This window comes from Alistipes dispar, from assembly GCF_006542685.1.
Taxonomy (GTDB): Bacteria; Bacteroidota; Bacteroidia; order Bacteroidales; family Rikenellaceae; genus Alistipes; species Alistipes dispar.
The window spans coordinates 818,266-831,471 of record NZ_AP019736.1 but is presented as its reverse complement, the minus strand read 5'-3'; the positions used below and the strand labels follow the sequence as shown (position 1 = coordinate 831,471).

At 66.5% G+C, this 13,206-nt stretch carries 9 protein-coding genes; 2 read left to right on the top strand and 7 right to left on the bottom strand.

Annotated elements, in window-relative coordinates; translation table 11 throughout:
* Positions 1–55: 55 nt before the first annotated feature.
* Positions 56–1,489 carry a DUF4301 family protein gene (locus FME97_RS03725; protein ID WP_141427936.1) on the top strand — a complete coding sequence of 478 codons (1,434 nt, stop codon included), beginning with the start codon at positions 56–58 and terminating at the stop codon, positions 1,487–1,489.
* 3 nt (positions 1,490–1,492) lie between these two features.
* The gene (locus FME97_RS03720; RefSeq protein ID WP_141427935.1) at positions 1,493–2,899 is read left to right on the top strand and encodes a DUF5009 domain-containing protein; all 1,407 of its coding nucleotides are present in this window, start codon (positions 1,493–1,495) and stop codon (positions 2,897–2,899) included.
* A gap of 99 nt (positions 2,900–2,998) precedes the next feature.
* Here the strand turns inward: FME97_RS03720 and FME97_RS03715 are convergent, their stop codons facing one another.
* The 7 genes from FME97_RS03715 to FME97_RS03685 are packed head-to-tail and all read right to left on the bottom strand — an operon-like array spanning position 2,999 to position 13,180.
* Positions 2,999–3,694 carry an SGNH/GDSL hydrolase family protein gene (locus FME97_RS03715; protein WP_141427934.1) on the bottom strand — a complete coding sequence of 232 codons (696 nt, stop codon included), beginning with the start codon at positions 3,692–3,694 and terminating at the stop codon, positions 2,999–3,001.
* Between the two features lie 24 nt (positions 3,695–3,718).
* The gene (locus tag FME97_RS03710) at positions 3,719–4,837 is read right to left on the bottom strand and encodes an SGNH/GDSL hydrolase family protein (RefSeq protein ID WP_141427933.1); all 1,119 of its coding nucleotides are present in this window, start codon (positions 4,835–4,837) and stop codon (positions 3,719–3,721) included.
* Between the two features lie 14 nt (positions 4,838–4,851).
* Positions 4,852–6,279: a calcineurin-like phosphoesterase C-terminal domain-containing protein gene (locus FME97_RS03705; protein WP_232522927.1), complete on the bottom strand. Its 1,428-nt coding sequence runs from the start codon at positions 6,277–6,279 to the stop codon at positions 4,852–4,854.
* A gap of 4 nt (positions 6,280–6,283) precedes the next feature.
* The gene (locus FME97_RS03700) at positions 6,284–8,296 is read right to left on the bottom strand and encodes a glycoside hydrolase family 97 protein (protein WP_141427931.1); all 2,013 of its coding nucleotides are present in this window, start codon (positions 8,294–8,296) and stop codon (positions 6,284–6,286) included.
* 12 nt (positions 8,297–8,308) lie between these two features.
* A complete protein-coding gene (locus tag FME97_RS03695) occupies positions 8,309–9,817 on the bottom strand; it encodes a calcineurin-like phosphoesterase C-terminal domain-containing protein (protein WP_141427930.1) in 1,509 nt (502 codons plus the stop codon).
* A gap of 4 nt (positions 9,818–9,821) precedes the next feature.
* Positions 9,822–11,786 (bottom strand): glycoside hydrolase family 97 protein, encoded by a 1,965-nt coding sequence (locus tag FME97_RS03690; protein ID WP_141427929.1) that lies wholly within the window; start codon positions 11,784–11,786, stop codon positions 9,822–9,824.
* Positions 11,787–11,809: 23 nt separating this feature from the next.
* Positions 11,810–13,180, bottom strand: coding sequence for a family 10 glycosylhydrolase (locus FME97_RS03685; protein WP_179954823.1), 1,371 nt, complete (start codon positions 13,178–13,180; stop codon positions 11,810–11,812).
* Positions 13,181–13,206: the final 26 nt, after the last annotated feature.

The window sequence follows — 13,206 nt, the reverse complement described above, 5'->3', positions numbered from 1 at the left end:
GCGGCGCGCGGCCCCCGGTCCGACGATACGACAACCTAAAAAAACGAACGATCCGATGTTTACCGAAAAAGACTTACGACAGATCGAAGCCCGCGGCCTGACGCTCGGACAGGTCGAGGCGCAGCTGGAAAATTTCCGACGGGGATTCCCCTTCCTGAAGGTCGTGCGGGCCGCGTCGCCCGGCGACGGTGTGACGCTGCTCGACGCGGCGGCGGCCGATGCGGCCGTGGCGCGTTACGAACGCGATGCGGCCCGGCTGGGCGTCGTGAAATTCGTCCCCGCCTCGGGCGCGGCGACCCGCATGTTCAAGGAGCTGTTCGAATTCGTGAACGAGGGCCGGCGCGGCAAGGGCGTCGATACGCTGCTGGAGCACCTCGAAGAGTTCGCCTTCTGGCCCGAGCTGCGGGCCGTGCTGCCCGCGGGGGCGGACGACCGGGCGAAGGTGGACGCCATCGTGAACGACGGGCTGGAGTACGGCCGCAAACCCAAGGGGCTGGTGACCTTCCATGCCTATCCCGAGGGGAGCCGCAAGGCCGTCGAGGAGCATCTGGCCGAGGGCGCGGCCTATGCCGCGTCAGGCGGTGGGGTGCGCATCCACTTCACCGTCTCGCCCGAGCACATGGCCGGATTCGAGGAGCTGCTCGCGGAGCGTGTCCCCCTCTACGAGAAACGTTTCGGCGTCCGCTACGACATCTCCTTCTCGGTGCAGAAGCCCTCGACCGACACCATCGCCGTGAATCCCGACAACACCCCCTTCCGGCAGGAGGACGGCTCGCTGCTGTTCCGTCCCGCGGGGCACGGCGCGCTGATCGAGAACCTGAACGAGATCGACGCCGACGTGGTGTTCATCAAGAATATCGACAACGTGACCACCGACGCCCGCCGGGGCGACACGGTCCGCTGGAAGAAGGCGCTGGCCGGCGTGCTGCTCGGGTTGCAGGAGCAGGCGTTCGAATACCTGAAGGCCCTCGAGGTCGGGGGCGCCGAGCTGGCCCCGATCGCCGCGTTCGTCGAGCGGCGGTTGTGCGTGAAGCTCCCCTCCGACTACGATTCGGCGCTGTTGCGCGCCGTGCTCGACCGTCCGATCCGTGTCTGCGGCATGGTCCGCAACGAGGGCGAGCCGGGCGGCGGTCCCTTCTGGGTGGCCAATCCCGACGGCACGGAGTCGTTGCAGATCGCCGAGTCGAGCCAGATCGCTCCCGCCGACCAGCCGCTCATGCAGGCGGCCACGCATTTCAATCCGGTCGATCTGGTGTGCGGCATCCGCGACTCGAAGGGCCGCAAGTTCGACCTGCGCCGATATACCGATCCCGCGACGGGCTTCATCTCGTCGAAATCCGCGGGCGGACGGCTGCTGCGCGCGCAGGAGCTTCCGGGGCTCTGGAACGGCGCGATGGCGCGGTGGAACACCGTCTTCGTCGATGTTCCGATCACGACCTTCTCTCCCGTCAAAGTGGTGCAGGACCTGCTGCGCCCCCAACACCGGTAGCCGATGAAGGGACGTGCATACGCTATCGACCTGCTGCGCGGGCTGGCCATCGTGGGGATGGTTCTCTCGGGCAACTTCGGCTGGAATCCCGCGCTTCCGGCATGGCTTTTCCATGCGCAGGTCCCGCCTCCGGACTTCACGTTCGACCCTTCGCTGCCGGGCATCACGTGGGTGGACCTGGTCTTTCCCTTCTTCCTCTTCTCGATGGGCGCGGCGTTCCCGTTCTCGCTCGGACGGAAGCTGGACCGGGGCGTGCGGCCCGCCGCGATCGTCGGGGGAATACTCCGGCGGGGCGTGCTGCTGGCCTTCTTCGCCGTCGCGCTGGGCAATCTGAGCATGTGGCGGCTCAACGAGGTGCTGCCGCAGCCGGCCCTGCGGGCCCTGCTGACGCTCGCCGTGTGGGGCGGCTATTTCGCGCTGTTCATCCGTCTGCCGGCCTTGTCGAAGAGGCGCAACGACCTGCTCAACGCCTGCGGCGCCGTGTGGCTCGTGGCGATGATGCTGCTCTACCGCCGGCTCGGCGTGCCGGTTTCGGTCGAGCGGTCGGATATCATCATTCTGGTGCTGGCCAACGTCGTGGTCGCCGGGTCGTTTGTCTGGTGGGCGACGCGCCGCCGTCCGCTGGCGAGGTTGGGCGTCGTGGCGCTGCTCGTGGCGCTGAAGATCGGCGCGTCGGTGCCGGGATCGTGGAACGAGACGTTGTGGAACGCCTCGTTCGCGCCGTGGCTCTACCGTGCCGAGTTCATGAAATACCTCTGCATCGTCCTGCCGGGCAGCATCGCCGGCGATCTGGTCGCCCGCTGGCTGGCGCGGCGGCCGGAGGCGGGCGAACGTCCGGCGAACCCCGTCCGCACGTACCTCGCGGCGGGGCTCGTCCTGCTGGCCGTGCCGGTCAATATGTGGGGCCTTTTCACGCGGCATCTGACGGCGAACCTGCTGCTGACCGTCGCGCTGGGAGGTGCGGCGTGGCTGCTGCTGCGCCGTCCGCGGACGGAGACCGAAGGGCTGCTCGCGCGTCTCGTCTCGACCGGATTCTTCTGGCTTCTGCTGGGGCTGGCGTTCGAGGCGTTCGAAGGCGGCATCAAGAAGGACCACGCCACGATCAGCTATTTCTTCGTGACCGTCGGGCTGGCTTCGTTCGTGGTGACGGCGGCCACCGTCTGGTTCGAGTGCCTGCGTCCGCGGGCCGGGTTGCTCGTGCGCTGCGGCCAGAATCCGATGGCGGCCTACGTGGCGGCGGGCTACGTGATCGTTCCGCTGCTGACGCTCCTCGCCTGCGTCGTTCCGCTGCCCTGGCTGTGGGGCGGCAGCGGTTGTGCGATGAGTCTCTTCCGGGGCGTGCTCATCACGGCGCTGATGGTGCTCCTCACGGCCGGATTCTCGAAATGCGGGTGGTTCTGGCGGACCTGACGCCCGGGACCGGTTCCTACGGAAAACGGCCGGACCCCGATTCGTTCGGGGCCCGGCCGTTCATTTCGCCGGGGCTGAAAATGCCCGCTGCCGGGGCCGTTATTTCCCGATTTCGGCCTGCACCCGCTTGACGACGGGCGGCAGGATGCGCTCCATCACGGCATAGCCCGCTTCGGTGGGGTGCACGCCGTCTTTCGTGTAGTCGGCGTTCATCGACCCGTCGGCCGCGGCCATGGGGGTATGGTAATCGACATAGGGGATGCCCTCCGCGTCGGCATAGGCGCGGATCATTCCGTTGAGGCGGACGATATCCTGCGCCGGCTTCAGCTCCGGACGCCAGCCGAACGCTCCGGCGGGCGGCACGGAGCAGAGGATCGGCCGGATGCCGTTGGCGCGGGCCAGTTCGACCATCGACTGGAGGTTGTCCAGAATGTGTTCGAGCGAAATGCGGCCCGTGTTCCGGGCGATGTCGTTCGTTCCGGCGCAGATCACCACGATCCGCGGGTGCAGCTCCACGACGTCGGCGCGGAAGCGCACGAGCATCTGCGAGGTGGTCTGGCCGCTGATGGCGCGGCTCACGTAGCCGTTCTCGGCAAAGAAGCCGGGACGGAGGCGGATCCACCCTTCGGTGATCGAGTTGCCCATCAGCACGACCTCGGGCGAGGAGGCGAGGGCGGCGTTTTCCGCTTCGAAGCGGCCGAAATTCGCCCAGTCCGTTTCGGGGTCCTGGGCCGCTGCCGTCGCCGCCGAGAGGGTCAGGGCGGCGAGCAGGAGGAGTTTTTTCAGGTTTTTCATCGCGTAGGTTTGATTTTCCGGCCTCTAATATACGACTTTTTCCGGCATTTCCCACCCCGTTATGGTGGCGATGTAGGGGATGATGGCCGAAGCCAGCTTCCGGTGGCCCCGGTGGTTGGGGTGGAAGTTGGCCCCCATGTCGTTGCCCCAGTCGGTGATTCCCGGGGTCATCACGGTGCAGTGCAGCGCGGGGTCCTGCTGCTCCCGGAGGAAGGTTTGCAGGTAGCCATAGACGGTCGTGTTCTCGGCCGGGGCGACGCACAGCACGGGCACGTCGCCGTAGGCCGCGCGGATCTGCCGCAGCGCCTGCGCATAGGAGGCGTTGAAAGCCTCCTCCGAGGGGGCGACTCCCTCGCTGAAGTCGTTCGATCCGAGTTTGATTACCACGATGTCGGGCCGGTACTGCGCGAAGTCCCAGAGGGGCGTCTCCTCCATGTCGAAGGTGCGCATCATGCGCTCGCGCATGGTGCAGTCGGAGACCTCCTTCTCGTCGCCCCAGTTGCGTACGATTCCCTGCCCGGAGTGTGCGATGAGCGTGTAGTCTGCGTCGAAGTAGCGTGCGATGATGCAACCCCACGCCAGGTCGCAGTTCTCGGTCTCGGGCGTGAATGGCTCCTTCGGGGATTTGCCCTCCGTGCCGTATCCGCAGGTGTGCGAGTCGCCGATGAATTCGATGTGCCGGCCCGGAGCCTGGGGCGCTTCGAGCAGGGGCCCGTCGGAACCGACAGCGAAGAGCGTCGTGCGCCCCTGCTCGCCCTCGGTTCGTTTCTGTACGAGTACGGTGTGCACACCGTGGGGGAGTCCTTCGGCCAGCACGATGGTCTTCGCCGGTCCCTCTGCGGTGACCTTTCCATGGGGTTTGCCGTCCACGAATACGTTGTAGTAGTTCCGTTTCGAGTCCGCGGCCCGCATGGCGCACCGCGTACCCTCGAATCGGAATGAGAAGTAGGACCCGCTCCAGTCGAACGAGAGCGCGCCGTCGTCGGAGCGTGCGGCGCGTCCCACGAATCGGATTTCCGGCGCTGTCGCCGGAGTGAATCGGAGCGTTTCCGCGGCGGCGGATTCGTGCGGCAGCGTCTCCCGGGCCTCCGAGAATCCGGCGGCGGCGAGGAGGAGCAGCGCGGTAAACAGGTGTTTTTTCATAGGTGTTCGGTTTTTTATTGTTCGATTTTCTTTTCGGCGCGCCAGACGTTGCCGAAGCGGTCGCGGGCGGTCACTTCGACGTGCCGCGTTCCGGCGGGCAGCGGTGCCGCGTAGTAGTGGTCGGACGGGACGACCGTGATCCATTTGTGCACGAGTTGCGACGGGTCGGCGTAGAGCGTGCGCGCCTGGGGATCGGCGGCCGTCGTGCGCTCCATCGCGACCGGTTCGCCGCCGTCGGCGCGCATTTCCACGCGCCATGCCGCGTCGCAGTTCCAGACGTTCGCCACGATCCGTCCCGCGAATGCGGGATCGTCCCCGCCGTCGTAGAGCTTCATCTGCACTTCGCGCGGGAGGCCGACGGATTTGTAGTACCAGCTCACCCGGTCGCCGTCGATTTCGAAGACGGCGTAACCCGCGGGCGTCCCGTCGGTGCAGATCGCGCCCTGCCACCACGCGCCGCTCAGCGCCGCGACGTTGTGTTCGTAGAGCCGTTCGCCGATCTCGCAGTTGGCCGTCGTGTGCAGGTGTCCCGAGACGATGTGCGCCCGGTAGGGTTCGAGCAGCCGGTGGAGCGCCTTGTAGTTGGCCAGCGTCTTGGCCGCCTTCGCGTAGTCGAACGGCTGTCCTTCCTTGCCGCGGAACGCGGTCGGGATGTGGATCGCCACGACGACCGTGCTCCCGGGCGCGACGCAGGCCAGGTCGCGTTCCAGCCAGGCCAGTTGCCGCTCCTCGAGGTAGCCGATGTAGTACCAGTCGCGGCCGATGAAGAAGTTGTCGTTGAGTACGACGTAATGCACCTTTCCCACGTTGTAGGAGTAGTGGCTGGGGCCGTACACGTCCTCGAACGCCCGGAGCGAGCTCTCGTACGACCGGCCCCAGATCTTCATGTCGTGGTTGCCCATCGCGTTGCGGAACGCCAGTCCCGTGCGGGCCATCGTCTCGTTGTACTGCGGGTAGAACGTGTGGTCGCCCGCGATGAGGTCGCCGACGCAGATGCCGTGGAACGGCCTGTCCGCCTCTTCGGCCGTCGCGCGGATGTCGTCCGCGGCGCGGGCGAGCAGCGCGAACTCCCCGCGGGCGAAGACCTGCGGGTCGGCCACGACGACGAAGCCGTGGCGCGTCCGGTCCGCGGCCTCGCGCCGCAGCTCGAAGTCGTAGCTGCGGCGCGCGTCGTCCACGGGGAGAAAGAACCGCACGACGTGCTCCTCGACGGGCGAGTCGTAGCCGGCGGGCGTGGAGAGATAGACGAAGCGGGCGTCCTCCGTCCGGGGCAGCGCGAAGCGTCCCCGGGCGTCGGTCCGGACGCAGTGCGTGCCGTCGGTCACGACGACGCCTTCCACGCCCCGGCCCTCGCAGCGGACCGTGCCGCGGCGGACCCGCTCCCCGGCGCCGGCCGTGAGGACCGCGAGCAGCGCCCATGCGATCAGTGTGATTCGTTTCATGGTCCTATTCGGTTTTTTGGGCCTTGAACCGGACGGCGCAGCCGCCGCCCGATGCCATGCGGATCGTGAGCCTGTCGTCGGCCCCGACCTCGCGTTCCGTGATTTCGACGGCATAGGGATTCGTCTTCCAGTCGGCCCCCTCGCCGTCGGCGTAGATTTGCGCCGTGTATTTCCGTCCGGGCGTGAGGAACGACAGCGCGACCTCGACCGTGCGCGGCTCCTCGTCCGTAACGGCGCCCAGATACCAGTCCTCCCCGTCGCGCTCCTGACGCGCGAAGACGCAGTAGTCGCCGATGACGGCCTGCGGCACGACGGTCCGCTCCCAGTCGGTCGGCACGTCGCGGATGAAGGCGAAGGCGGGTTTTCCGGCGTAGTTCTCCGGCAGGTCCGAAGCCATCTGCAACGGGCTGTATATCACGACGTAGTGGGCCAGTTCGCGGGCTACGGTCGATTGCACGCGCGCGAAAGGCGACACGGGGTTCGAGAAGTCGAACGTCCCGAAGGTGTAGTCCATCGGTCCGGCCAGTCCGCGCAGGAACGGGAGGACGGTCGTGTGTTCGGGCGGGTTGCCGCCGTCGGGCGACCAGGCGTTGTACTCCTGCCCGCGGACGCCCTCCTGCGTCATCAGATTGGGCCACGTGCGTTCGAGGCCCGTCGGCATCACCGGCTCGTGGTTGTCGATGCAGATGCCGTAGCGCGCCGCCGTCTCGATCACCCTGCGGTAGTGCCGCACGCCGTACTGGCTGTCGTGCAGCTCCTTGCCGTCCATGAGCACGTTGACATAGCCCGTCTTGACGACGCGCACGCCGTATTTGCGGTAGAAGGCGAAGGCCTCCTCCATCTGCGCCTCGTAGTTTTTCGTGTTGGCGCCCGTCTCGTGGTGGCCGATCAGCTCCACGCCCTTGCTGGCGGCGTATTCGGCGATCCGGGCGATGTCGAAGTCGGGATAGGGCTGCGTGAAACTGATCCTGTCGGTGTTCTTGGTCCATGCGCCGTCCCAGCCGACGTTCCATCCCTCGGCCAGCACGCCCCGGATGCCGTTCTCGGCGGCGAAGTCGATGTAGCGCATCATGTTTTCGGTCGTGGCGCCGTGTTCGGGCCCCTGTGCCCAGGTCTCCTGGAAGAGGTGCATCGACCACCAGATGCCGATGTACTTGCCCGGCCGGATCCACGACGTGTCCTCGATCTTCGAGGGTTCGTTCAGGTTGAGCATCAGGCGCGAGGTGGCCAGGTCGCCGGGAGTGTCGCCGACGACGACCGTGCGCCACGGCGTGCGGAACGGCGTCCGGGCGTAAACCTTCACGCCGTTCGACCACGGCGTGAGGCAGCAGCGCAGCGTCGTGCCCTCCTCGCCGGCGGGGCGAAGGCTCATCTTGGCGTAGTCCGTCAGGTCGGCCTCGTGCAGGGCGAGGTACGTGCCGTCGGCGCATTCGAGCGTCAGCGGCGTGTTCACCGTGTCCATCCGCGAGAGGGGCGTGTGGCGCGCGATGCTTTCGTAGTAGGGCTCGCGCGTGGGCATCCACCAGGCCATGTGGTCCTGCGGAAAGCGGAATTCGGTCAGCTCGTCCATGATGACGAACTCGCCCAGTGCGGGCTGCTCGGGGAATTCGCAGCGGAATCCGACGCCGTCGTCGAACAGGCGGAACACCGCGTCGAAGCGGCGTCCGGGCGCTTCGCGTTCGCGTACCGTGACGCGCAGCTCGTTGTAGCGGTTGCGGACAAAGTGCTCTTCGCCCCAGACCTGCTCCCAGGTCTGGTCGAACGATGTCCGGGCCGTGGCGTCGATCGTCAGCCCGTCGCGCAGCGCCGGGGCGTCCCGGAGTTCGAATCCGAGTGTCGAGAAGTCGAGGAGGAGCGTCTCCCCGTGGCTTAGCGTGTATCCGATGCGGCCGTCGCGTTCGGCCACGCGCAGCGTCAGCCCGCCGTCGGGCGAACTGACCGCCGTATCCTGACTGCATCCCGTGCCGAGGAGCATCGACAGCCCCAGCGCGGCGAGCAGCGCAAATTGTCTTCGCATTGTGTCGGGTGTTTATTTTGCGGTTTGTGCGGCCGGACGGGAGGTGTACCCCTTCCCGGCGGACCATTCATAGACGTTGCCGAACCGGTCGGTCACCTCCACGCGTACCTCGGCGTCGGGCGACGAGGGAACGGCGTAGAAGAGGTGTTCGGTCTGTGCGGCGCCGATGTATTTGTATTTGAAGCGGTCGCCGTAGCGTGCGACGTAGTCGCAGATCGACTCGTCGTAACCCGTGTAGCGGGTCATCTCGCCGCGGCAGCGGCCGTCCTCGTACCAGCGTACCTTCCACGCCGGGTCGTAGTTCCATACGTTCACCGTCACGGCGTCGGGCTTGTGGCGGTCGGCGCCCGCGGCGTAGGCCGTGAACTGGCGTCCCCGGTCGTGATCGACCGCCTTCCAGTACCACGACGCGATCCGTCCGCCGTCGGCTTCGTAAACGGCGTATCCGGCCGGAATGCCGTCCATGCTCAGCGGCGTCTGCCAGAAGAGCGTGCTCAGCGGGGCGTGGACATGCTCGAAGACGTGCGGCACGGGAGTGTAGTTCTCGTTGTAGTGCTCGTGCGCCGAGAGGATGTGCGCCCGGTAGGGCTCGAGCAGCTTGTAGAGCGCCCGGCGGTTGTTGAGCACCTTATTCGTCTGCTCCTTGCCCCATTCGCCCCGCCGTGCGGCGCACGACCAGGTGGGGATGTGGAGGCATACGACGACGGTCGAGCCGGCCGGCACGGAGGCGAGGTCCTGTTCGAGCCAGCGGAGCTGCCGCTCCTCGAGGTAACCGGCGTAGAGGTAGCTGCGGGCCAGGAAGAAGACGTCGTCGAGCACTACATAATGGATCTTCCCGCGGTCGAAGGCGTAGTAGGTGGGGCCGAAACGCTCCTTGAACGAGCGTTTGGAGTAGTCGTTCGTGCGCACGTCGGTATCCATGTCGTGATTGCCGAAGACGTAGAAGAACGGCACGCCGCTTTCGGCCAGCGCGTCGCGCACCGGCCCGAAGAGCGTCGGGCGGCGCGTGATGTCGCCGATGATGTCGCCGCAGGCCACGCCGAAGGTCTCCACCCCGTCCGATGCCGTGCGGCGGATGTCCGCAGAGGCGCGGCGCACGCTGTCGAGCTCCTCTTCGAAATAGACCTGCGGATCGGCCACGAGGACGAGGCGGTGGCGCGTCATGTCGCGTCCGGCTCTCCGCAGCGCGAAGTCGTACCGCCGCTCCTGTCCGGTGATGCGCCGGTAAAATGCGGCCGCGCCCGCTTCGGCGGGGATTTCGTACCCGTCGGGGAGGGTCAGATAGACGAACTCCGCGTCGGAGGCCGATGCGAGGCGGTAGCGCCCTTTGGCGTCGGTCCGGACGATGGTCCGGCCGTCGGTCACGGCCACGCCTTCCACGCCCCGGCCGTCGGCCGTCACGCGGCCGCGCAGCTCGGCGGGCTGCGGCTCCGTCGGCCGCTGCGCCGTCCGCTCCGCCCCGGCGAGGGCGAAGCAGGCGGCGAGCGCCGGGATAAGGGTCAGAAAAATCCTGCGTTTCATGGCGTCATTTTACGGGGGTCAGAATGGCTGCCCAGCCGCCTCCGGAGGCCAGCCGGACGTTCAGCTTGTCCTCCCGGGTCACTTCGCGCTCCCCGGTGCGGAAATCCTGCGCATAGCTGTCGGCGTTCACGCCGTCGGCGAAGTACTGCATGCGGTAGCGGCCTTCGCCCAGGAACGAGAGGTCGATCTCCATGTCGCGGCCCGTCCAGTCGGTGATGGCGCCGATGTACCACCGGTCGCCGTTGCGGCGTGCCACGGCGGCGTATTCGCCGGCCGAGGCGTGCAGCGCCGCGGTCTGGTCCCAGACGGTGGGCACGGCGGCGATGAAGCCCGTGAACTCGGGCGTGCGGAGGTAGTGCGACGGCGAGTCGCAGAGCATCTGGAGCGGGCTTTCGTAGATGACGTACAGCGCCGCCTGGTGCGCGCGCGTTCCCTGGCTCATCGGATGGCTCCAGCTGACCGAGAAGTCGGCGGCCGTGGCGTTCACCGTGGCGCCGGGCGTGTAGTCCATCGGTCCGGCCACCATGCGCGTGAAGGGCAGCACGCAGTCGTGCGCCGGGGTGATGTCCTTCGAGCACTTGTCGTTCTCCATGCCATAGACGCCTTCGAACGACAGCACGTTGGGGTATTTGCGTTGCAGTCCGGCGGGCTTGAACGAGCCGTGGAAATCGACCAGCAGGCCGCGGTCGTAGGCCGCGCGGGCGATCTGTTCGTAGAAATTGACCATTTCCTGGTCGGAGCGCTGCATGAAGTCGATCTTGATGCCCTTCACGCCCCAGTCGCGGTAGGTGTCGAGAATGCCCGTGAGGTCCTTCTTCATCGGGTTCCAGAGCGTCCAGAGGATCACGCCCACGCCCTTTTCGTTGCCGTAGCGGACGATCTCCTTCAGATCGACCTCCTTGCGCGGCTCGCGGATGTTGAGCGTGCTCACCGACCACCCCTCGTCGAGCAGGATGTACTCCAGTCCGTAGCGGGCGGCGAAGTCGATGAAGTACTTGTAGGTGGCCGTGTTCACGCCGGCCTCGAAATCCACGCCGTAGACGTTCAGCCCGTTCCACCAGTCCCACGAGATCTTGCCGGGGCGCACCCACGAGGCGTCGCCCTCGACGGCCTTCGAGGCCAGTTGGTAGGGGAGGTAGTTCTCCAGCAGCGCGCGGTCGTCCTCATCGACGGTCACCACGCGCCACGGGTAGGTGCGCGTGCCTTCCGTCACGGCGATGTAGTCGGCCTTGCGGAGAAACTCCTCGTTGCGGTCCGAACCCTCCTTCAGGCGGCTTTCGAGCACCACGGGCGGAAATTCGGCGCGGAGCCTGCGGCCCTCGCCGCCGAAGAGGAACATGCAGGGGTAGTCCTCCAGGTCGGTCTCGGTGACGACCATGCGCGTGCCGCCCGGCGTGGCGAAATAGACGGGCAGGTAGGCGTAGACCGAGCGCTCCAGCTCCGAGAGCCGCTTGCGCTCGAAGAACGCCTCGCAGTGGGAGATGAAGTCCGGGTTCCGCTCGCGGGTCCAGTAGGTGTCGTTGTCGGAGGCGAAGTTGAACTCGGCGGTCTCGTCCTCGACGACCGTCTCGCCCCGGCGTGCGGTCTCGAAGCGGTAGGCCGCGCCGTTGTCATAGACGCGCAGCCGCACGGCCCAGTCGCCGCGGAAGGCGATCAGCAGTTCGTTGCAGCGGTCGTGCAACTCGCGGAACTTCGTCGGGACCTCGGCCGTCGAACGCGTGTCGATGGCTTCGGTGCGGACGCTCCGCACCGCGGGGGCGACGCCCAGCGGCGCCTCGCCGGCCAGCGTGAGGCCGATGCGGCTCGGTTCGAGGAGCCGCTCGCCTGCGCGGGAGAGGCTCCACCGCAGCTCGGGCTGCGTCGATACCTTCACCTCGATCTTTCCGTCGGGGGAGGTGACGGTGTATTCCCGGGCGGAGGTCGTTGTCGCCGCCGTCAGCGCGGCGGCGATCAGAAAGAGTCTTTTCATGGTTCGCATAGTTGTCTGTGAGTTCATTGCTGTGCGGCGGCGTCCTCCGCTTCGGCGCGGTCGATGCCCCGCTTGATGGCCGCCCACATGTCATTGTTGATGACGTGCACGATGTCGAAGACCATCAGTCCCGCCGTGCGTTTGAGGCAGTAGTAGCAGGCCTCCTCGACGTCGAAATTCTTCTGCGAGCACTCGATCGTGCCGTAGTAGGTGCAGGCGTTGAGGAGCATCCGCTCGGCGCGGTTGATGCCGAACTCGATCGACTCGCCGTCCTCGGGGCCGTAAACGCGCGGCAGGTAGGTTCCCAGCAGGAATGTGTCGAGCTGGTCGGCGAAACCCGTTCGGTTGTAGTTGTTCGAGCACCATGCGCGGAAATTCGGGGCTTCGATGTCCTGGAGCGGCATGAACGAGGTGCTGGCCCAGTTCTGGCCGTTGGCGTAGAGCGCGCCCCACCACGAGGCGGCCCAGTATTCGAGCTTCACGTCGGGTTTGAGGGCCTTGATCTCCTGCCGCACGGCGGCCACGAAGTCGCGGATGACCATCGAGCGGAACTCCCACCACTGCTTGTAGTAGGGGCCTGCGACGATGCCGCCGTTCGCGTCGTAGGTGTACACGTCGTCGGGCCACGTCGCGACGCTGCCCTTGACGTAGTCCTCGAAGGCCCGTTTCGACGCCTCCGAGAAGTCGCTCTGGTTGTCCGGGAAGCGGCAGTAGTCGAGCGCATAGGCATCGAAATCGTATTTGGAGACGATCTCGCGGATGAAGCTCAGGGCGAATTCGCGCACTTCGGGAAGCACGGGGTTGAGGAAGGCGGCCACTTTCGTCGGATCGTCCTTGATGTCCGTCAGTTGGCTGCCGCCGCCCGCCTTGGGCTTGTTTTGCAGGCAGGTCTTGCCGTTCCATTTGCTGTCGCGATAGACGGGCCCCTGCCGCGTCGAGGGCATGCCCATCGGGAAGATCGTCGTGGAGACGGTGACCTTCAGACCGCGCTTGTGCGCCTCGTCGAGGAAGAATTGCAGGTAGTCCCAGCCGCGGGCGGGGACGGTGACCGATCCGATCGTGGTGGCCTGCGTCATGAAGTCGCTCGCGTAGAGCACGTCGCCCTCGACGGGCTTGACATCCACGACGATCTTGTTGAATCCCGCCTCCACGGTCTTGTCGAGCATCGCGGTGATGCCCTCCTTCGTGGAGAAGCGCTGGAAGTTGGCCTCGGCGTCGAACCAGAGCATCTTCTCCTTCCCGCTCGCGGGGCCGTCGCCGGGATCGACCGGCTTGTCGTTTTCGTCGTCGCCGCCCTGGTCGAGCGAGGGCGGGGCCTGATGCTCCTCCGAGCAGGCCGTAAAGGGCATTGCCAGCAGCGCTGCACATAGCAGCGGCAGTATTCGTCTTGTCATTCGTTCGCCTGTTTTTCGTTCGGTCG